The 20,623-nt window shown below is 72.4% G+C and carries 18 protein-coding genes; 10 read left to right on the top strand and 8 right to left on the bottom strand.

Annotated features, from left to right (window positions below):
- Positions 1-65: 65 nt before the first annotated feature.
- Positions 66-1,478: a DHA2 family efflux MFS transporter permease subunit gene (locus ACWDXC_RS40195; RefSeq protein ID WP_449991405.1), complete on the top strand. Its 1,413-nt coding sequence runs from the start codon at positions 66-68 to the stop codon at positions 1,476-1,478.
- Here the strand turns inward: ACWDXC_RS40195 and ACWDXC_RS40190 are convergent.
- Positions 1,445-3,319: an ABC transporter ATP-binding protein gene (locus ACWDXC_RS40190; RefSeq protein WP_449991402.1), complete on the bottom strand. Its 1,875-nt coding sequence runs from the start codon at positions 3,317-3,319 to the stop codon at positions 1,445-1,447. The genes ACWDXC_RS40195 and ACWDXC_RS40190 overlap by 34 nt on opposite strands.
- Before the next feature lie 34 nt (positions 3,320-3,353).
- Positions 3,354-5,405 (bottom strand): PhoX family protein, encoded by a 2,052-nt coding sequence (locus tag ACWDXC_RS40185; RefSeq protein WP_449991400.1) that lies wholly within the window; start codon positions 5,403-5,405, stop codon positions 3,354-3,356.
- A 116-nt stretch (positions 5,406-5,521) separates the two neighbouring features.
- On the opposite strand from ACWDXC_RS40185, the gene ACWDXC_RS40180 reads away from it, so the two are divergent.
- Positions 5,522-5,959, top strand: coding sequence for a sterol carrier family protein (locus ACWDXC_RS40180; protein ID WP_449991398.1), 438 nt, complete (start codon positions 5,522-5,524; stop codon positions 5,957-5,959).
- 26 nt (positions 5,960-5,985) lie between these two features.
- On the opposite strand, the gene ACWDXC_RS40175 is transcribed toward ACWDXC_RS40180, so the two are convergent.
- A complete protein-coding gene (locus tag ACWDXC_RS40175) occupies positions 5,986-7,401 on the bottom strand; it encodes a hypothetical protein (protein WP_449991395.1) in 1,416 nt (471 codons plus the stop codon).
- 153 nt (positions 7,402-7,554) lie between these two features.
- Between ACWDXC_RS40175 and purF the strand changes: the two genes are divergently transcribed.
- Together purF and purM are read left to right on the top strand one after the other, a co-directional pair.
- A complete protein-coding gene (gene purF, locus ACWDXC_RS40170) occupies positions 7,555-8,991 on the top strand; it encodes an amidophosphoribosyltransferase (protein WP_219506526.1) in 1,437 nt (478 codons plus the stop codon).
- Positions 8,988-10,013, top strand: a complete 1,026-nt coding sequence (purM, locus tag ACWDXC_RS40165; RefSeq protein WP_364171930.1) for a phosphoribosylformylglycinamidine cyclo-ligase — start codon at positions 8,988-8,990, stop codon at positions 10,011-10,013. The genes purF and purM overlap by 4 nt, the downstream gene beginning before the upstream one ends.
- Here the strand turns inward: purM and ACWDXC_RS40160 are convergent.
- From ACWDXC_RS40160 to ACWDXC_RS40150, 3 genes are all read right to left on the bottom strand, one after another.
- Complete coding sequence (locus ACWDXC_RS40160; RefSeq protein ID WP_449991392.1) at positions 10,004-10,555, bottom strand: CGNR zinc finger domain-containing protein; 552 nt, start codon at positions 10,553-10,555, stop codon at positions 10,004-10,006. The two genes, purM and ACWDXC_RS40160, sit on opposite strands and share 10 nt — an antisense overlap.
- A gap of 134 nt (positions 10,556-10,689) precedes the next feature.
- Positions 10,690-10,920 (bottom strand): DUF3073 domain-containing protein, encoded by a 231-nt coding sequence (locus ACWDXC_RS40155; RefSeq protein ID WP_219506533.1) that lies wholly within the window; start codon positions 10,918-10,920, stop codon positions 10,690-10,692.
- 152 nt (positions 10,921-11,072) lie between these two features.
- Positions 11,073-12,152 carry a Leu/Phe/Val dehydrogenase gene (locus ACWDXC_RS40150; protein WP_219506535.1) on the bottom strand — a complete coding sequence of 360 codons (1,080 nt, stop codon included), beginning with the start codon at positions 12,150-12,152 and terminating at the stop codon, positions 11,073-11,075.
- 107 nt (positions 12,153-12,259) lie between these two features.
- Here ACWDXC_RS40150 and ACWDXC_RS40145 point away from each other — a divergent pair, with 107 nt between their 5' ends.
- Positions 12,260-13,123 carry a hypothetical protein gene (locus tag ACWDXC_RS40145; RefSeq protein ID WP_449991388.1) on the top strand — a complete coding sequence of 288 codons (864 nt, stop codon included), beginning with the start codon at positions 12,260-12,262 and terminating at the stop codon, positions 13,121-13,123.
- Between the two features lie 324 nt (positions 13,124-13,447).
- Positions 13,448-13,651 (top strand): developmental transcriptional regulator BldC, encoded by a 204-nt coding sequence (gene bldC, locus ACWDXC_RS40140; RefSeq protein ID WP_013133571.1) that lies wholly within the window; start codon positions 13,448-13,450, stop codon positions 13,649-13,651.
- A 120-nt stretch (positions 13,652-13,771) separates the two neighbouring features.
- On the opposite strand, the gene ACWDXC_RS40135 is transcribed toward bldC, so the two are convergent.
- Positions 13,772-14,425 (bottom strand): TetR/AcrR family transcriptional regulator, encoded by a 654-nt coding sequence (locus tag ACWDXC_RS40135; protein WP_449991385.1) that lies wholly within the window; start codon positions 14,423-14,425, stop codon positions 13,772-13,774.
- Between the two features lie 161 nt (positions 14,426-14,586).
- Between ACWDXC_RS40135 and ACWDXC_RS40130 the strand changes: the two genes are divergently transcribed.
- The 4 genes from ACWDXC_RS40130 to ACWDXC_RS40115 all read left to right on the top strand — a co-directional run bounded on the left by ACWDXC_RS40130 (position 14,587) and on the right by ACWDXC_RS40115 (position 18,458).
- Positions 14,587-15,600 (top strand): LacI family DNA-binding transcriptional regulator, encoded by a 1,014-nt coding sequence (locus tag ACWDXC_RS40130; RefSeq protein WP_219506537.1) that lies wholly within the window; start codon positions 14,587-14,589, stop codon positions 15,598-15,600.
- A 118-nt stretch (positions 15,601-15,718) separates the two neighbouring features.
- The gene (locus tag ACWDXC_RS40125) at positions 15,719-15,967 is read left to right on the top strand and encodes a hypothetical protein (RefSeq protein WP_049572779.1); all 249 of its coding nucleotides are present in this window, start codon (positions 15,719-15,721) and stop codon (positions 15,965-15,967) included.
- Positions 15,968-16,014: 47 nt separating this feature from the next.
- Entirely contained in the window at positions 16,015-16,875 is an 861-nt protein-coding gene (locus ACWDXC_RS40120; protein ID WP_449991381.1) for an N-acetylmuramoyl-L-alanine amidase, read from the top strand.
- The gene (locus ACWDXC_RS40115) at positions 16,872-18,458 is read left to right on the top strand and encodes a beta-N-acetylhexosaminidase (protein WP_449991378.1); all 1,587 of its coding nucleotides are present in this window, start codon (positions 16,872-16,874) and stop codon (positions 18,456-18,458) included. Before ACWDXC_RS40120 ends, ACWDXC_RS40115 begins: the two co-directional genes overlap by 4 nt.
- A 3-nt stretch (positions 18,459-18,461) precedes the next feature.
- Here ACWDXC_RS40115 and recD2 read toward each other — a convergent pair whose 3' ends face one another.
- On the bottom strand, positions 18,462-20,603 hold the full coding sequence (gene recD2, locus ACWDXC_RS40110; RefSeq protein WP_449991375.1) for an SF1B family DNA helicase RecD2: 2,142 nt from the start codon (positions 20,601-20,603) through the stop codon (positions 18,462-18,464).
- Positions 20,604-20,623: the final 20 nt, after the last annotated feature.

Here is a 20,623-nt window from a genome sequence, read left to right as displayed (position 1 = left end):
GTTGACAACTATACGTCGTACGAGTTTCCCTATACGTCGTACAAGTACGTCGTATAGGAGGATTCGTGGAGCGCAGATGGTGGGCGCTGGGCGCGGTGACGCTCGGCACGTTCATGACGTATCTGGACAACAACGTGGGCAACGTCGCCCTGCCGACGATCCAGCGGGAGCTCGGGCTGACGCTCGCCGGGCTGGAGTGGATCGTCAGCGGCTACATCCTGGTGTTCGCCGGGCTGATGCTGGCCGGGGGCAGGCTGGCCGACGTGTTCGGGGCGCGCCGGGTGTTCGCCGCCGGGCTCGGCGTCTTCACGCTGGCCTCGCTGGCCGCCGGGCTCGCCACCGACGGCGGCTCGCTGATCGCCGCCCGCGCGGTGCAGGGCGTCGGCGCGGCCCTGCTCACCCCGACCGCGCTCTCACTGATCACGCAGATCTTCCCCGACGGGACCGAGCGCGGCCGCGCGGTCGGCATCTGGAGCGCGGCCGGGGCGCTGTCCATGGCCCTCGGCCCGGTGACCGGCGGCTTCATCAGCGAGAACTGGCACTGGGGCTGGATCTACCTGATCAACGTGCCGATCGGCGTCGCCACGCTCGGGCTGGCGCTGTGGGCGGTGCGGCCGGCCTTCACCCGGGTACGGCACAGCCTCGACCTGCCGGGCCTGGTCACCTCCGCGATCGCGCTGTTCGCGCTGACCTACGCGCTCATCGAGGGCGAGGCGGCCGGCTGGACCTCGCCGGAGATCCTCACCGCGTTCGCCGTCACGGCGGTGGCGGCGGTGGCGTTCCTGCTGGTCGAGGCGCGGGCGGCGGAGCCGATGATCGACCTGTCGCTCTTCCGGGCCAGGCGGTTCACCGGCGGCGTGATCACCAGCGGCATCTGGTCGTTCGGCGTGTTCGGCATCTACTTCTTCAGCGCGCTCTGGCTGCAGAACGTGCTCGGCTTCAGCCCGACCGAGGCCGGGGCCGCGTTCGTGCCGATGGCGCTGGTCATGGGCGTCGTCGCGGTGCTGTCGCAGCGGATCGGCGCGGCGCTGGGCATGGGCAGGACCGTGGCGCTCGGGCTGGCGCTGATGGCGGCCGCGATCTACCTGATCTCCGGCGTCGGCGCCGACGGCGGCTACGCGGACGTGCTGCCGTGGTTCGTCCTGTACGGGCTCGGCGGCGGCCTGCTGGTGCCCCTGACCGCGGCCGTGCTCAGCGGGATGCCCACCGGCCGGTCCGGGGTGGCGTCCGGGGTGCTCAACGTGTCGAGGGAGGTGTTCGGGCTGCTCGGCATCACCGTGCTGGGCGCGATCCTGACCTCCCGGCAGGCGGCGGGCGACGGGCCGCCGCTCGTCGCCTTCCTCGACGCCTACCGGTTCACGCTGGTGATCGCGGCCGTCGTGGTGCTGGCGGGCATCCCGGTCGCGCTCCGCACGCTGCGCGCGGACCGTACGACCGGGGAGCCTCAGGCGGCGGCGATGGCCGGGTCGGCGAACTGAGTGCGGTAGAGCTCCTCGTAGCGGCCCCCGGCGGCCAGCAGCTCGGCGTGCGTGCCGCGCTCGGCGACCCGGCCGTCCTCGATCACCAGGATGACGTCGGCGGCGCGGATCGTGGACAACCGGTGCGCGATCACCACGGCGGTCCGCCCGTCGAGCGCCTCGGCCAGCGCCTCCTGCACGGCGGCCTCGGAGGTGGAGTCGAGCGCGGCCGTGGCCTCGTCCAGGATGACCACGCGGGGCCTGGCGAGCAGCAGGCGGGCGATCGTCAGCCGCTGGCGCTCGCCGCCCGACAGCCGGTAGCCGCGTTCGCCCACCACCGTGTCGAGGCCGTCGGGCAGCGACTCGATCAGCGTGGCGAGCCTGGCCCGGCGCAGCACCTCCCACAGCTCCTCCTCGTCCGCCTCGGGGCGGGCGAGCAGCAGGTTGGCCCGGATCGAGTCGTGGAACAGGTGCCCGTCCTGGGTGACCATGCCGAGCGTGTCGCGGATGGAGTCGGCCGTCAGGTCACGCACGTCCACGCCGCCGATCCGCACCGCGCCCTCGTCCACGTCGTACAGGCGGGGCAGGAGCTGGGCGATGGTGGACTTGCCCGCGCCCGACGAGCCCACCAGGGCGACCATCTGGCCCGGCTCGGCCCGGAACGAGACGCCGTGCAGCACCTCGACGCCGCCCCGGCTGTCGAGCGCGGCCACCTCCTCCAGGGAGGCCAGCGACACCTTGTCGGCCGACGGGTAGGCGAAGCGCACGTTGTCGAACTCGACCCCGACCGGCCCGTCGGGCACCTGGCCGGCGCCGGGCCGGTCCTTGATGAGCGGTTCGAGGTCGAGCACCTCGAAGACGCGCTCGAAGCTGACCAGCGCGCTCATCACGTCCACCCGGGCGCTGGCCAGCGCGGTCAGCGGCGAGTAGAGGCGAGTGATCAGCAGCGCCAGCGCCACGACCGAGCCCGGGTCGAGCTGGTCGCGCAGCGCGTAGAAGCCGCCGAGCCCGTACACCAGGGCCAGCGCCAGCGCGGAGACCAGCGTCAGCGCGGTGACGAACACCGACTGCGTCATGGCCGTGCGCACCCCGATGTCGCGCACCCGCCTGGCCCTGGCGGCGAACTCGGCCGACTCGGCACGCGGCCGGCCGAACAGCTTGACCAGCGTCGCGCCCGGCGCCGAGAACCGCTCGGTCATCTGGGTGCCCATCGCCGCGTTGTGGTCGGCGGCCTCGCGGCGCAGCCGGGCGATCCGCACGCCCATCCGGCGCGCGGGCAGCACGAACACCGGCAGCAGCAGCAACGCCAGCAGCGTGATCTGCCAGGAGATGCCGATCATCACGGTCAGCGCCAGCACCAGCGTCACCACGTTGCCGGCCACGCTGGACAGCGTGTCGGTGAACGCCCGCTGCGCGCCGATCACGTCGTTGTTGAGCCGGCTGACCAGGGCGCCGGTGCGCGTCCTGGTGAAGAACGCGATCGGCATCTTCTGCACGTGGTCGAAGACGGCCGTGCGCAGGTCCAGGATCAGGTTCTCGCCCAGCCCCGACGACAGCCAGCGGGTCAGCAGCCCGAGCCCGGCCTCGGCCACCGCCAGGCCCGCGATCAGGCCAGCCAGCCCGAGCACCACGCTCATCGGCTCGCCCGCGCCGATCGCGTCCAGCACCCGGCCCGCCAGCACCGGCGGGGCCACCGCCAGGGCCGCCATCACCACGCTCAGCGCCAGGAAGAACGTGATCCTACGGCGATGCGGCCGGGCGAACCCCCAGACGCGACGGAGCGTCGCCTTCGATATCTGGCGACGCTCCGGGCGGTTGTTCAGCGAGTACACCTGGTGCCAGGCCGTCATCTCCATGCTCATGGAGAGGAGCCTAGAACCTCAAGTTCACTTGACGTCAACTGCCGATCTTCTTGTTCCTGGCGTGCCACACCACCGCGACGGCCGGGCGCGGCTGGTCGCCGTCGGGCCAGCGGCTGGCGGGCTTGTCCGGGCTCGCGCCGTCGACCTCGCCCGGATGCTGCACCGCGACGAACACGCTGCGCTGGTCCTCGGTGATCATAGGGCCGCAGGTCTCCGCGCCGACCGGCACCGTGAGGAACTGCCGCACGTGACCCCGGTCCCGGCCGCGCACCGGCATGACGAACAGGCCGTCGTGGCTGCCGAGCTTGTTGCCGTCCGTGGAGATCCACAGGTTGCCGTCACGGTCGAAGGCCAGGTTGTCCGGGCAGGAGATCGGCGACACCTTGGTCTTGTCGAACCCGGCGAAGTAGGTGCCGGAGTCGTTCGGGTCGCCGCAGACCAGCGGCACCGACCAGGCGAACGTCGTCTCCGCCGCGTCACCGCGCCGCTCGACCAGCTCCAGCACGTGGCCGTGCTTGTTGTTCGAGCGCGGGTTGGCCTCGTCGGCCTGCGCCGGGGTGCGGTTGGTGTTGTTGGTCAGCGCGACGTAGACGGCGCCGGTGACCGGGTTGCGCTCCACGTCCTCGGGGCGGTCCATCTTCGTGGCCCCCACCTTGTCGGCCGCCACGCGCGTGTAGACCAGCACCTCGGCCGCGGTCATGCCCTCGACGTGCGACTCGTTGCCGGTGACCAGCGGGATCCACTCGCCGGCGCCGTCGAAGGCGCCGTCGGACGGCAGCTTGCCCGAGCCGTCGATCTCCTCCGCCGGGCTGTCGCCGGTGAACCGCGCCACGTAGAGCGTGCCCTCGTCCAGCAGGCTCCGGTTGTGCCGGTCGTTGCCCCGGCGGTAGCGCTCCTTCGAGACGAACTTGTAGACGTACTCGAACCGGGAGTCGTCACCCATGTAGACGACCAGGCGGCCGTCCTTGGCCAGCGTCGTCGTGGCGGCCTCGTGCTTGAAACGGCCCAGCGCGGTCCGCTTGATCGGCGTCGCGTCCGGGTCGAACGGGTCGATCTCCACGATCCACCCGAACCGGTTGGCCTCGTTCGGGTGCTTGGCCAGGTCGAACCGCTCCTCGACCCGGTCGAAGCGGCGGTTGTCGGCCGGCGTGCCCGTGGTGAGCGTGTAGCGCTGGACGTACGGCTTCTGCTCGGCGGGGACCTTGTCGCCGTTGACGAAGTACTGGTCGAAGTTCTCCTCGGCGGTCAGCACCGTGTCCCACGGGGTGGTGCCGCCGGCGCAGTTGTTCAGCATGCCCAGCGGCTTGAGTCCGGCCGGGTCGGCCGCGGTCTTCAGCAGGTCGCTGCCGGCGGCCGGGCCGGTGAAGCGCATCGGCGTCGTCGCGGTGATCCGCCGGTTGTAGCGGCGGCGGCCCCGGGTCACCAGCTTCCACTCGCCGCTGCGGTGCTCGCGCTCCACCTCGACCACCGAGCCGCCGTGCGCGGCCAGCGCGATCTTGATCTGCTCCTCGGTCGCGGCGGCGCCGCCGGTGTAGCCGCGGAACATCAGGTTCTCGTCGCTGTACTCGTGGTTCACCCAGAGCAGGCCACGGTCGCGGCCCATCGGGAAGAGGGTGACGAAGTCGCAGTTGTAGCCGAACTGCTTGGCCTGCGCGTCGGCCGTCTGGTTGGCGAAGTCGAACGCGGGCGCGTCCGGCAGCACCGGGTCGCCCCAGCGCACCACGACCGAGGACCGGTAGCCGTCGGGCACGGTCAGCTTGTCGTCGGTGTTCGGAGGAACGGGCGTGAAGTCCAGGCCGCCGCCCCGGTGACCGGCCGCCTCCGGCCTGCCCGGGTCGGCGAACGCCGGCGCGGCCCCGGCCAGCCCGGCCCCCGCCACCAGCACGCCCAGCGCGCCGGCGCGCAGCGCGCCACGACGCGACAGCGCCTGCTCGACCACCTCGCCGAAGTACGGGTTGCCGCTCGTGTTGGCCACGTCATGCGCGCACGCGTTGCCGCACCGGAACTGGCAGGTCATCGCGGATCGGCCACCCTTGTGCGGGGTGGAAAGCAGCGGCAGCAGCCGGCGCGGCGAGAGATTCGCCACAGGGTCCTCCAAGGTAGTGCGCAATCGTTCGAGCCGGACATTACGGTCACCGGAGAAACCGCAGGTGAACGAGGCCCTCCGGCGCGGTGAACGCTTCCAGGGAGCACAATGGTGGCGTGCCACCACGCAAACTCGATCCAGCGAAACTCCGCGAGGCACTCGACGCCCAGCTCGTCGCCCTCGACCAACCGGCTTACGACGGGCCCGCCGGCGCGCTGGCCGACGCCCTCGTCACCGCCGTGCTCACCGCCTACGACCGCGGGGTGCGGCCCGAGCGCGACGCCGCGCGGCAGGCCGTACGCCATCTGCTGGACCGGCTGGTGACCGCCGCGCCCGGGCGCACCGTCGAGGTGCGCGTGCCGCCGTACGCGGCCGTACAGGCGATCGAGGGGCCGCGCCACACGCGGGGGACGCCGCCGAACGTGGTCGAGATGGACGCGCGCACGTGGATCGAGCTGGCGGTGGGGCGGATGACGTGGGAGGAGGCCATGGGGAAGGGGGCGGTGGCGGCCAGCGGATCCCGAGCCGACCTGTCCGGATATTTGCCGCTATAACGCGCCGGAAGGCTACGTCGGCGTCGTCAGGACGGCGTGCTGCCCATCCACGGGATTCGCGCCTCGAAGCACCGGTCGGCCAGCCCGCCCGGGAGCTGGGCGCACTCCTGCACCACGTTCCAGAACCAGATCGCCACCCCCGCGAACAGCACCAGCGCCACGACGCTCAGCACGATGCCGGTGATCGCCCGGCCCTTCCCCACCCGCTTGGTCAGCGCCACGATGCCGAACACGATCGACAGGATCGCCGTCAGCAGGCCGATGAAGCAGACGAACACCAGGAACGGGCTCGCCACGCCCAGCACCAGCGACGCCGTCGCCAGCCCGCTGCCCGGCTGACCCGGCGGCCGCCAGTCCGGGGGGTACTGCCCCGCCCCGCCGGGCGGCGGCGTGTAGGCCCCGCCGGGCGGCGACCCGTACACCGGGCCCGCCCCCGGCGCTCCCCCGTACGGACTCGACGGCGCCGTCCCCGGGACCGCGGGCTCCCGCCCCTCCCCGTGCGGCGCGCCCTCACCGTAGGGGGCGCCCTCCGGCTGGGAGGCGCCTGTCCCGTACGTGGGGCCCTCCTGCGCGGCCCCTGTCCCGTACGGGTGCGCGGCGCCGGTCTCGTGTCCCTGGGGGGTCTCTCCTTGAGGGGCCAGCGGGCTGTACGGGGCGCCCTGGGCTGTGGTGTCGTCCTGTGCCTCGGGGGTCGGCGGCTCGAAGGACGGGCGGTCCGTGGGGGCCGGGTCGTAGCGGGACGGGGTGCGGGGCCCCGAGGGGCCGGGCTCGTCGTCCGAGGCGGCGCCTTCCCAGCCGGGGTACGACGGGGTGGAGCCGGGCATCGGGTAGGACTGCGTGTCGCCGGAACGGTTCCAGTCGGGCGTGCCGAACACCGCCGTGCGCTCCGCGTCCGCCTCGTCGGGGGCCGTCGCGGGCGGCGGCGTCTCGGGCGCCGTGGGCAGATCGGGATGCCGGGGCTCGGGACCGGGCCGCGGCTCTGGGCCGGGGCCGGGCTCTGGGCCAGGACGCGGCTCAGGGCCGGGCCGGGGTTCGGGGCCGGGGCCGGGTTGCGGCGGGGCGGGCGTGCCGGGCTGGGGGACCACGGGCGGCGCCGGGGCGATCGGCTCCTCCCCTTCCCCGGGCCCCTCCCTGGGCCCCTCGCCGGGCTCCTCCGTCCCGGACGGCTCCGTCCCGGGCGGCTCCGACGCGGACGACTCCGTCCCGGACGGCTCCGACGCGGACGGCTCCCCCTGCTCGCGACCGGACCGGCCCGGCCCGGCGGACTCCCCCCGCTCGCGGGCGGGCCGGTCAGGGGCGGGCTCCTCGGCGGCGCCCTCGGCCCACCAGGCGTGCGCGGCCGTCTGACCGGGCTCCTGGACGGGAGGCTCGTGGGCGGGCTCGTCCGGGCCGGGACGGTTCTCGCGCGGGCGAGGCTGGTTCGGGTCCCCAGGTGTGGTCACGTCTGCGTCTCCCCCGACGAGTCGAATGCCGGATACTTCACCTTTTCGCGGGAGCGCCCTTCGAAACCATCCGACACGGTAAGACAGGGGTCATCCTTGGCTCAAACAACCCGGGTGTGCGAGCACGGAAGGCCGCAACCTAGACTGAAGCATGTGCTGAAGGGCGACGGCCGGCTCGGCCATGACCTGGACCCCCAAGACCGCGCTCCGAAGGATGCCTGTGGTGTCTTCGGCGTCTGGGCGCCAGGCGAGGAAGTTTCCAAACTCACCTACTACGGGCTGTACGCGTTGCAGCACCGCGGCCAGGAGTCCGCGGGCATCGCGGTCAGCGAGGGCAGCCGCATCCTCGTCTACAAGGACATGGGCCTGGTGGCCCAGGTCTTCGACGAGTCGGTGCTGGGCACGCTGCGCGGCCACATCGCGGTGGGTCACTGCCGCTACTCCACGACGGGCTCCAGCGTGTGGGAGAACGCGCAGCCGACGCTGAGCTCGACCGAGGTGGGCGGTCTCGCGCTGGCCCACAACGGCAACCTGATCAACACCCCGGAGCTGGCCGAGCGGCTGGAGCCGGGCGCCACGCGGGCGACGACCGACACCGAGGTCCTGACCACGCTGCTGGCGCAGGATCGCAGCCGTTCCATCGAGGATTCGGCCGCCGAGCTGCTGCCGCAGGTCAAGGGCGCCTACTCGCTGGTGTTCATGGACGAGAAGACGCTGTACGCGGCCCGTGACCCGCAGGGCATCCGCCCGCTGGTGCTGGGCAGGCTGGAGCGCGGCTGGGTGGTCGCCTCGGAGACCGCGGCGCTCGACATCGTGGGCGCCACGTTCACCCGCGAGATCGAGCCGGGCGAGCTGCTGACGATCGACGAGCGCGGGGTCAGGTCGCGCCGGTTCGCGCTGGCCGAGCCCAAGGGCTGCCTGTTCGAGTACGTCTACCTGGCCCGCCCCGACACGACGATCGCGGGCCGCGGCGTGCAGGTCACCCGGGTGGAGGTGGGCCGCGTGCTGGCCCGCGAGCACCCGGTGGAGGCCGACCTGGTGATCCCCACGCCCGAGTCGGGCACCCCGGCGGCCGTGGGCTACGCCGAGGAAAGCGGCATCCCGTACGGCCAGGGCCTGGTGAAGAACTCGTACGTGGGCCGGACCTTCATCCAGCCGTCGCAGACGATCCGCCAGCTCGGCATCAGGCTGAAGCTCAACCCGCTGCGCGAGGTCGTCGAGGGCAAGCGGCTGGTCGTGGTGGACGACTCGATCGTGCGCGGCAACACGCAGCGGGCGATCGTGCGGATGCTGCGCGAGGCGGGCGCCCGTGAGGTGCACGTGCGGATCTCGTCGCCGCCGGTGGCGTGGCCGTGCTTCTACGGCATCGACTTCGCCACGCGGGCGGAGCTGATCGCGGGCTCGCTGTCGGTCGAGGAGATCCGCGCCTCGCTGGGCGCCGACTCGCTGGGCTACATCTCGCTCGAAGGGCTGACCGAGGCGACGACGATCCCGGCGGAGCGGCTGTGCCGGGCCTGTTTCGACGGCTCCTACCCCATCCCCATCGACCAGGACAACGTGGGCAAGTTCGTGTTGGAGAGCAAGGCATGAGCACGTACGAGGCGGCCGGGGTCGACATCGAGGCCGGTGAGCGCGCTGTCACGCTGATGAAGGACAAGGTGGCGCGGTCGCGGCGGCCGGAGGTGGTCGACGACGCGAGCGGGTTCGCCGGGCTGTTCGACGCCTCGGCGCTGCTGCGTTACAAGCGGCCGCTGCTGGCCACGTCCACCGACGGGGTCGGCACGAAGGTGATGCTCGCCCAGCAGTACGGCAAGCACGACACGATCGGCATCGACCTGGTCGGCATGGTGCTGGACGACCTGGTGGTGTGCGGGGCCGAGCCGCTGTTCATGACCGACTACATCGCGTGCGGCAAGGTGCTGCCGGAGCGGGTGGCGGAGATCGTCGGCGGCGTCGCCGAGGGCTGCCGGCTGGCCGGGGCGGCGCTGGTGGGCGGCGAGACGGCCGAGCACCCCGGCGCGATGGGCCCGGACGAGTACGACCTGGCGGGCGCGGGCACGGGCGTGGTGGAGGCGGACCGGATGCTGGGCCCGGCCCGGGTCCGCGAGGGTGACGTGGTGCTGGGGCTGGCGTCGTCGGGCGTCCACTCCAACGGCTATTCGCTGGTCCGCCACGTGATCGCCAACTCCGCGCTGACGCTCGACAGCGAGCTGCCCGAGCTGGGCCGGCCGCTGGGCGAGGAGCTGCTGGAGCCGACGCGCATCTACTCTCTCGACTGCCTGGAGCTGGCCCGCACGGTCGACGTGCACGCCTATTCGCACATCACGGGCGGCGGCGTCGAGGGCAACCTGTCGCGCTCGCTGCCGGAGCATCTCGACGCCCGGCTGGACCGTTCCTCCTGGACCCCGCCGGCGATCTTCGAGGTGCTGGCCGGTCACGGCGGCATCGCGCAGAAGGATCTCGACCGCACCTTCAACCTGGGCGTCGGCATGGCGGCGATCGTGGCGGCCGACGACGCCGACGCGGCGATCCGCCTGCTGGCCGGGCGGGGCCTGCCCGCGTGGGTGATGGGCGAGATCGTGCCCGGCTCGGGCCGGGCGGCCTACGCCTGACCGCTCCTGGCCCGCTCGTAGTGGCGGGCCACCCGGACCCGGTTGCCGCACAGCTCGGGCGAGCACCAGCGGCGTCGCGGGTGTGCGGGAAGGAACAGCATCCGGCAGCCCGGGGCCTCGCAGGACCTGATCCTGCTCGCTCCGGGCGTGCCGAGCAGCGTGATGGCGGCTTCGGCGAGCTCGGCGAGCAGCCGGTCGAGCGGCGCGGCGTCGCGGCGGGTCTCCACGCCGGAGCCGCCCAGGAACAGGTGGGTGGGGGCGGCGCGGGCCGCCTCGTTCAGCGCGGCGACGGCTGCGGCGGGCGGCGCCTGGCCTGCGACGACGGCAGTGACGGCCGCTTCGACGTGCGCGCGGAGCCGGTGCACCGCGGCGAGGCCGTCGGCCGTGAGCGGCTGCGGGAGGCCGGTCAGCCGGTCGGACTGGCGGGCCAGCCAGACGCCGAGGCCGTCGGCGGTGCCGAGGAAGTCCACGTCGCCCGCGGGCGTGCGGGCCCGCGTGTTGACCAGGTCCAGCGCCAGCGGCTCGCCTGTCAGCACGTCCATGCCCTAATGGTACGTGGCGCCGTCGACACGTTATGGGCACGCACGACAAAGCCCCACGGTCACCCGTGGGGCCCGACGCTCGTTGAGCGGTGGGTCCGCGCCGGAACGCGAACCCACGTCACGCGGAGGAACGGCTATCGACGGCCGGAGGGACGATCATCGTCGTCGTCTCCGGCACCGTAGCCGTCGGCGTAATCGGCATAGCGATCCGCCAGCTCGTCGTTGAGGTCGTCGGCGTCGTCGTTGCGGCCGGGGTCACCGACCCCGAGTTCGTCGCGAAGTCGGTCAAGATCCGTGCCACCGCTGTTGTACTTCAGCTGGCGAGCAACCTTGACCTGCTTGGCCTTTGCTCGGCCGCGCCCCATTGGCTCGACCCCCTCGTGTGGGGTCGTCCCCGACCCCTCGTCGCTAACGCACCACACACTGACGCCGCCCTGACTTTGGGCGTCAGCCTATCGTTCGCCTATTACCGTACCTGTTTTGTGCCCAGCTCGGTACGTCGTATGGGCGCGGGGCGTCAGCGGCCCAGCCAAATGCCCCTAATGCGCCCGACTTCCGACATTCTACGTTCAGCCAGCCTATCCGCTGCGACCGCCGGAGGAACGCCCTCGTCCGCGGCGATCCCGAAGATCTTCAGAGTCGTGTCGTAGATCTGGGCGGCCTTGGCCCTGGCCCGCTCCATGTCGAAGCCCGAGATCTCGTCGGCCACCTGGATGACGCCGCCCGAGTTGACCACGTAGTCGGGCGCGTACAGGATGCCGCGCTCGTCGAGCTGCTTCTCCACGCCGGAGTGGGCGAGCTGGTTGTTGGCGGCGCCGCAGACGATCCTGGCGCGCAGCCTGGCCACCGTGGCGTCGTCGAGCGCGCCGCCCAGCGCGCACGGCGCGAACACGTCGATGTCGGCCTCGGTGAGGGCCTGCGCGTCGGCCACCACGTCGACCTCCGGGTGGCGCTGCCGCACCCGCTCGACGGCCTGCTCGCTGACGTCGCAGATCACCACGTCGGCGCCGTCCTCGCGGAGCAGGTCGACCAGGCGGTGGCCGACCTTGCCGACGCCCTCGACGCCGACGCGCCTGCCGCGCAGCGACGGCGTGCCGAAGACGCGCTCGGCCGAGGCGCGCATGCCCTGGAAGACGCCGTAGGAGGTGAGGATGGAGGAGTCGCCGGCACCGCCGTTGGCGAGGGTGCGGCCGGTCACGTGGCGCGACTCGCGGGCCACGACGTCCATGTCCTCGCTGTAGGTGCCGACGTCGCAGGCGGTGATGTAGCGCCCGCCGAGCGTCTCGACGAAGCGGCCGTAGGCGCGCAGCAGCGCCTCGCTCTTGTCACGGGCCGGGTCGCCGATGATGACGGCCTTGCCGCCGCCGAGGTCGAGCCCCGCCAGCGCGTTCTTGTAGGCCATGCCCTTGGCCAGGTTCAGCACGTCGGCGAGCGCGGCCTGCTCGCTCTCGTACGGGTAGAACCTGGTGCCGCCGAGGGCGGGGCCGAGCTGGGTGTTGTGGATGGCGATGATGGCACGCAGGCCGCTCTGCTCGTCGGCGCAGAAGACGACCTGCTCGTGGACGTCCTTGTGGGACGTGCCGAAGACGTCGGTCACGGTAGTGACTCCCTGTCCGGTCCGCCGCCCCGTCGCGGCGGAGATCGCCTACCAGCGTAATGGGCGCCACAGTGCGAGCGCCGACGGCTTCATGACACGATGCGTGCGTGCTGCCCTATGCCGCCTACCTCCGCGTCTATGAGCCGCTGACCGCGTTCGCCGAGTCTGAGCGCAAGGTCTGGGCCGACTATGCCGACTCCAACGACCGCCCGCGCCGCGCCAACGCGCTCCAGGCCGAGCACGGCGAGGCCGTCAGGCGGCTGCTCGGCGCCCCTCCCGAGCTGGTCCCCTCGCAGGAGAGCCCCAACGCCTACCTGCGGCGCGTGGAGGACCGGCTGTACGTGTGCCCCTGGCAGACCCGGCTGCGCTCCTGGCTGGCCTTCTCGAAGCTGCGCGGGAGCACTCCGGCCAAGCTGATGGACCGCATCGTCTCCAAGACGATCGCCGACCAGACGGCCGACGACTTCGACCGCTACAAGCGCGCCGGCGGCTCGTCGGCGCTGCGCACCCACATCCGCACCACGGCGTGGCACGTGCCGCCGTCATGGTTCGTGCCTTTCGACGGGAACGAGCGCTGGCTGGTGCTCGGCTCCTCCACGCCCGGGCAGGACGTGACCACCACGACGGGGCGCAACCTCATCTACGTGACGTCCATGGCGCAGGCCAGGAGGCGGGCGGCGCGGGCGCTGCAGGTGCTGCGCCGCCATCTGGGCGAGACCTCGCCCAACTTCGACGTGGAGGACGTGGCGCGGTGGCTGGAGGAGTTCCATCCGCACTCGCTGGTCGAGCTCGACTACGGCGGCCTGGTGCATCTGATGGACGACGACGCCCTCCAGGCGGACCAGTCGGTTGCGGAGCTTTCGGCCGCTTTGACGGGTCTGGACACGGGTCAAGAAGAACTTGCCTATGCCATGTACCAGAGGGTCATCCTTCGCTGGAAGTCAATGCAACTTCTGGAATCTGCCAACTGAACCCCAATACGACGCTCTGACCTGCATGAGTAGGTCACGACTCGCGGCTGCTCTCTTCTGCGAACTGAGTAGTTTGCCGTTTTCACTGCGATACCACGAAACGTGTCGCTAGAATCACCGAGCGTGACATCGCCATGGGGGCGGGCAGTTGGGTCAAAGAAGGGCTCGCCAATCGCTCTGCGTGGCGGTATGGTCACATCGGGTGATGCCGCATATGGCTCAGAAAAGCCGCACGCTCTGCGCCATAGGGGGACATCCGTGACACGCGCAAAGGCAGTCACAGGATCGCGCTAAGCCGGTCCACACGGAGGAGAGGCCGCACAAATGTCAGCTCGTACACCCGAGGCCGAGCCGCTGCTCACGCCCGCCGAGGTCGCGACCATGTTCAGGGTCGACCCCAAGACCGTTACCAGGTGGGCCAAGGCGGGCAAGTTGACGTCGATTCGCACCCTCGGCGGTCACCGGCGTTACCGGGAGACCGAGGTCCGCGCACTGCTCGCGGGGATTCCGCAGCAGCGTTCGGAGTAGTTACGAACCTCAGGGGGGTTGAACGGTGGGCCAGGTCCGCACGACCCGGTCCACCCCTGTGACGATACGACGTCGCACGTGGGAGCTGGCGCCGCCCGCCCGGCGCCATTTCTCCACCGGTCAGCCGTGCTGCTCCAGCAGCCGGCGCGCGTCGGGGTCGTGCCGGGCGGCGACGCCGAGCAACGCCACCATCTGCTCGACGAGCATGCGTTCGAGCGTGGCCCGCTCGATGTCGCGGTGCTCCAGCCAGTCGAGCCCCGCCGTCTCCACCGAGGCGATCCACGAGCGCAGCGTCGCCCGCAGCACCGGGGTCGGCTCCTCGACGCGCATCTGCCGCTGGACGAGCCTGTAGAGCCGCTGCCGGACCCCGTCGACGATCTCCCCGACCTCGCCGGTCCGGTTGGCCGGCCCGCCGCGCAGCAGCGCCGCGAACCCCGCCGCGTGCTCTTCCACGAAGTCGAAGTAGCGCCCGAGCCCCGAGGCCAGATCGCCGAGCAGACCGGCGCCGTCATGCGCGCGCGGCCGCGCCTCCCGCAGCCGCGCCTCCAGCTGGCCGGCCGCGCTTCTCAGCGCCGCCACATAGAGCTCCTGCTTGCCGCCGAAGTAGTGATAGACCAGCGCCCGCGACGCCCCGGCCGCCGAGGCCACGTCGTCGATCGTGACGTCCTCCGCGTCCCGGGCGCCGAACAGCTCCAGAGCCGCCGCCATGAGCTCCTCGCGCCGCCGGTCGACGCTCAGCCTGCGCCGGGGCGGACGCGCCGTCTCGGGTGTCACCCCTGCACAGTATCCGAGCCCTGACCAGTGGAGATCGGGTCGTTGGCGACAAGGCCGTACCCTGCGGCGAACTCGATCGTTTGGTGGTACAGGTGCCCAACTTCGCATCGCGGGGGAGACACATGTCAGGACCGCCCGTCAAGACTCCGACCATCACCGACATGAGAGAGGTAGATACGCTGCCCCGGCCCAGGCCCACCATCCGCAACGTCGCCGAACGAGCCGGCGTCTCGAAATCGCTGGTCTCCCTCGTGCTGCGCGGATCCCCGCACGTGAGCGAGCACCGGCGCCAGGCAGTGCTCCAGGCCGCCCGCGAGCTCGGCTACCGGCCGAACGCGGTCGCCCGCAGCCTGGTCGAAGGCCGTACTCACCTCGTCGGCGCGCTCGTCGCCGACCTGCACAATCCCTTCTACGCCGAGTTCCTCGACGGCCTGCAGGAGAGCCTGCACGGCGACGGGTTACGCATGCTGATCGGCAACAGCCAGTGGGATCCCGCCTTCGAGGACGAGGCCGTGGAGGCCTTCCTGGAGCTGCGGGTCGACGGGCTGGTCCTCCTGGGCATCCCGCCGACCAGCGCCACCCTGATCGAGGCGACCTCCTACACCCCGACGGTCGTCGTCGGGGAACGTGACATCGAGCTCGAAGGCGTCGACATCGTCGTCGACGACGACCGGCTCGGCGCCCGGCTGGCCATCGACCACCTGGTCGAGGCCGGGCACAAGCGCATCGCGCACATCGAGGGCCCGCGGCCCTCCCGCTGCGAGGGCTACCTCGTGGCCATGCGCAGGCACTCCCTCGCCCCGTACATCATGGTCGAAGCCGCGGAGTCGACCGAGAACGGCGGCCACGACGCCGCCATCGCCCTCCTGACCCGGGACCCCAGGCCCACGGCGATCTTCGCCGCCAACGACGTGCTCGCGCTCGGCGTGCTCTCCGCCGCCACCGAGCTGGGCCTGCGCGTCCCCGAAGACCTCTCCGTGGTCGGCTACGACAACACCCACCTGTCGGCCTCGAACCACGTCTCGCTCACCTCGGTGGACCAGCCGCGCCGCGCCATGGGCCGGTCGGCCGCCACGCTGCTGAGCGACCGCATCTCCGAGCCGGGCAAGGGCGCCCGGTTGCGCGAAATCACGCCCGAGCTGATCGTGCGCCGCAGCACGGGTCCGGCCCAATAGCGGGCCAAAGCTGGGTCAACACGCCCCGTGACCGCGCCCCCCGGCTGTTTACTCGTCAGGGTCATGCTAATTGTGGCCGGATTCGGTCCGGCCACGATCTGATCCGGGGGGAACAGTCATGCGTGATCCGGAACTGGTGTCCTGCGCCCAGCGCGCGGCGGCCGAGCTCGAACGCGCCTGGGCGCAGTGGCGGGCCGGGCGCGGGCGGGGGACGGACGTCGGCGCGGAATCCGTGGCCAGCTACGTCGCACACTCCCTCGACCACCCGTGGGGCCGCCCCCGCGTCGTGCTCGGCCTGGACGCCGAGGACGCGCGGGAGCTGGCCGCCCTGCTGCAGCGGCAGGAGGTCGGCGAACACGTCTGGTGAGGCGTTTCGCGGCTCCCCGGGGGCGGGTTTCACGTAAGTTGGAGCCCATGCGCGCTCTACCCGCCTCCGTCCTGGCCGTCTGCGGCCTGCTCATCTCCGCGTGCGGCGGCGCCGGTTCCGGCGGGACCGCCGCCGGTCAGGCCGCCGCCCCGGCCGCCACGCAGGCGGGCTCCCAGGCACGCACCCCGGCCGTCGTCACGGACGAGTCCGGCACGCCCGCCCCCGCCGAGCGGGCCCCGGCGCCCAAGCCGCTGGAGGGCAAGACGGTCGTCATCGACCCCGGCCACAACGGCGGCAACGCGCGCAACCCGAAGGCGATCAACCGCAAGGTCAACGTGCTGACCCAGTGGAAGGCGTGCGACACGACGGGCACCGCCACCAACGACGGCTATTCGGAGGCGGCCTTCACCTGGGACGTCTCCAAGCGGCTCACCAAGATCCTCAAGAACCGCGGCGCCACGGTCAAGCTCACCCGCTCCAGCAACACCGGCGTCGGGCCGTGCATCACCGAGCGGGCCGCCATCGGCAACCGCAGCAAGGCCGACGCCGCGATCTCGGTGCACGCCGACGGCTCCGCCCCGGCCAACCACGGCTTCCACGTGATCATGCCGAAGAAGATCAACGGCCCGGTGGACCCGGTGGTCAAGCAGTCGTCCGACCTGGGCGTGGCCGTGCGTGACGCCTTCCGCAAGGGCACCGGGCTGCCCTACTCCACCTACATCGGCGACAAGGCCCTCGACTACCGCAACGACCTGGGCGGGCTCAACCTGTCGACGGTGCCGAAGATCTTCGTCGAGTGCGGCAACATGCGCAACGCGGCCGAGGCGGCCAAATTCCGTGACGCCCAGTTCCGCCAGCGCATCGCCCTGGCTTTGGCCAACGGTTTGCAGCACTATCTCACTACATGATTCCTCGCCCATCGCTGCACAACCCGCTCTCCGGCTCCTATGAGCTCACCGCCGGGGCCACCGTCTCCGGCCCGCTGATCGAGCCCGTACGGACCGCGCTACCCGGACTGGACCTGCTGCCCGGTGACGACGGCGCCGTCGCCACCCGGCTCGACCCCGCGCTGGGCGCCGAGGCGTACCGGCTGTCGGTCGGCTCGCGCGGCGTCGAGATCGCCGCGGGCGGCCGGGAGGGGGCCTTCTACGCCGCCCAGTCGCTGCGCCAGCTCCTGCCCGCCGACGCCTACCGGTTCGGCGCCGGCCAGGCGTGGAACGTGCCCGGCGTGCGGATCGAGGACGCGCCCCGGTTCGCCTGGCGCGGCCTGCACCTGGACGTGGCCCGGCACTTCTTCCCCAAGCGGGAGGTCATGCGGCTGCTGGACCTGATGGCCGTGCACAAGCTGAACCGGCTGCACCTGCACCTGGCCGACGACCAGGGCTGGCGGGTGGAGAGCCGGGCCTATCCCCTGCTGCACGAGGTCGCCTCGCACCGGCCGCGCACCGCGACCCACTTCTACCGCGAGCCCGAGGCGTACGACGACATCCCGCACGGCGGCTACTACACGCTGGCCGACCTGGCGGAGCTGGCCGCGTACGCGCGCTCCAGGGCGGTCACGATCGTGCCGGAGATCGACGTGCCGGGGCACGCCTCGGCGATCCTGGCGGCCTACCCGCAGCTCGGCGCGACCGGCGAGCCGCACGAGGTGCTGGACCGGTGGGGCATCTCCCCCGCGATCCTGTCGCCGCTGCCGCCGACGGTCGAGTTCCTGACGACGATCTTCGACGAGCTGCTCGGCGCGCTCGGCGAGACGCCGTACGTGCACATCGGCGGCGACGAGGTGGTGCTCGACCAGTGGGCCGCCTCGGCGGAGATCACCGCCTACGGCGAGTCGCTGGGCCTGGCGGGCGCCAACGACCTTCAGGCGTGGTTCCTGCGGCAGCTCGCCGACGCGCTGGCCGAGCGCGGGGCGCGGGCCGTGGTGTGGGACGAGGCGTTCGTCAGCGGGCGGCTGCGCCAGGACACGGTGGTGATGCCGTGGCGCGGCATGAACGTCGGCCGCCGCGCCGCCGCCGCGGGCCACGACGTGGTGGCCACACCGGTGTTCCCGCTGTACTTCGACTACGCGGAGGCCGCCTCGGCGGAGGAGCCGATGGCGATCGGCGAGACGATCACGGTCGCGGACGTGGCCGCGTTCGAGCCGGCGCCGGCCGAGTGGGCGGAGGAGGAGCGGGCGCGCGTCATCGGCGTGCAGGCGCAGCTCTGGAGCGAGCGGGTGCCCGACGGCCGGGTGCTCGACTACCGGCTGTGGCCCCGTACGTGCGCGCTGGCCGACGTCGCCTGGGGCGGCGGCGAGGGCTTCACCGAGCGGCTGGAGGCGCACCTGGGCAGGCTGGACGCGCTCGGCGTCGAGTACAGGCCGCAGGCGGGGCCGCGCCCGTGGCAGCGCCGCCGCCCGCACCGGCCGGGCGTCGTGGACGTGACGGCGGTGCTGGCGCGCATCGACGGCATGACGCACGACGCGGAGTCGACCCGCCCCAGCGTCTGACGGTCACGGCGCGGCGAGCTGGAGCGCCAGCCGGTGGGACAGGGCGGTGTTGCGCCGCCCGCCCAGCCGGTGCACGGCCAGCTCCAGCGCGTCGCGCCCGCCGACCAGCACCACCCACGCCTTGGCCCGCGTGACCAGCGTGTAGAGCAGGTTGCGGCGGAGCATGACGCCGCCCGCCTCGGCCACCACCGGCGCCACCACGAACGGGTATTCGCTGCCCTGGGCCCGGTGGACGCTGATCGCGTAGGCGTGGGTGAGCTCGTCGAGCTCGTCGAAGGTGTAGGGGACGGCGCGGCCGTCGTCGGTGCGCAGCTCGACGAGCCGTTCGCGCGGGTCGACGGCGGTCACGGTGGCGGTCTCGCCGTTGAAGACGCCCTTGTCGTAGTTGTTGCGGATGGGCATCACCCGGTCGCCGGGCCGGAAGACCGACGGGCCCGCCCAGTGTTCGGCGACGCCCTCGCGGGCCGGGTTGAGCCGGTCCTGGAGGCGGCGGCCGAGCTCGGTGGCGCCGGTCTCGCCCCGGCGCATCGGGCACAGCACCTGCACCTGGCCGGGCTCGACGCCCTGCTTGCGGGGGATCGCCTCGGTGGCCAGCTCGATGACCCGATCGGCCACCTTGACCGGGTCGTCCAGCTCCTCGAACCAGAAGCCGCCCCCGCCGGGCAGGTCGGGCAGCTCGCCGGCGCGGATGCGGTGGGCGGCCCGGACGATGCCGCTGTCGTGGGCCTGCCGGAACACGTGGGTGAGCCGCACGCGCGGCACCTCCGGCACGCCGAGCAGGTCGGCCAGCACCCTGCCGGGGCCGATGCTGGGCAGCTGGTCGCTGTCGCCGACGAACAGCAGGTGGCTGCCCGACGGCACGGCGGCGGCCAGCCGGGTGGCCAGGTGCAGGTCGAGCATCGACGCCTCGTCCACCACGATCAGGTCGGCCTGCGCGGGGTCGTCGGCGAACAGCGCGCCGTCGTCGGGCTCGGCGCGGGCGGACAGCAGCCGGTGCACGGTCATCGCGGGCAGCCCGGTCAGCTCCGACAGCCGTTTGGCGGCCTTGCCGGTCGGCGCGCACAGCGTCACCGAGCCGCCCATCGCCCGCACGGTCGAGGCGATCGCCGCCACGGTGTGGCTCTTGCCGCAGCCCGGCCCGCCGGTCAGCACGGAGACGGTGCTGGTCAGCACCAGGTTGACGGCGGCGCGCTGGTCCTCGTGCAGCCGCTCGTCCTCGGAGTAGGGGCGCATCCGCAGCGTCGAGCGGGCCCGCAGCAGCCTGGCCAGGTGGCCGGCCAGCGCCACCTCGCGGCTGTGCTCCTGCTTGCCGTAGACGACGAGCCGGCCCGGGTCGGACGGCGACGGCTCGACGACGACGCGCCGCTCGGCGCTGAGCGCGTCGACGGCCCTTCTGACCGGCCGCTCGTCCTGCTCGACCAGCGCCACCACCTGGGTGACCAGCGCGTGCAGCGACAGGAAGCAGTGGCCGCCGCCCGCGGCCGCCGCCTCCAGCCGGTCGAGGACCGCCGCCCGCAGCCGCGCCGGGCTGCTCTCGGGCACGCCGGAGCGCAGCGCGATGCGGTCGGCCGTGTGGAAGGCGATGCCGCGCACCCGGCCGACGAGCTGGTAGGGGTCCTTGGTCAGCACCTGGAGGGCGTCGTGCCCGTACGCCTGGTAGAGCTTGGCGGCGAGCAGCGGGCTGACGCCGAACCCCTGGAGGGCGACCATGAGCTCGGCCACGGCCTTCTGCTCGGCCCACGCCTCGACGATCTGCGCCTGGCGGATCGCGCCGATGTTGACGACCTCGCGCAGCCGCTCGGGCTCGGTGTCGATGACCTTGAGCGTCTGCTCGCCGAAGTGGCTGACGATGGCGTGGGCCAGGCGCGGGCCGACGCCGCGGATCAGGCCGGAGCCCAGGTAGAGGGTGATGGCGCGGACGGTGGACGGCGCGACGCGCTCGCACTGCTTGACGGCCAGGCGGCGGCCGAAGCGCGGGTGCGACTCCCACGCGCCGGCGAGCTGGAGCCGCTCCCCCGGCTGGATCCCGGCCAGCGGCCGGCCCGCGGCGACGAAGGAGCCGGCGTCGTCGGAGCTCATCCGGGCCACGGTGTAGTGGTCGTCGTCGACGAAGACGAGCTGCTCGACGGAGGCCTCTACCTTCACGCCCGGAGACTAACCCGCGG

The organism is Nonomuraea sp. NPDC003214, from assembly GCF_053590035.1.
Note: the sequence above shows the minus strand (reverse complement) of the source record. Positions and strands in the feature narration are given on the sequence as shown.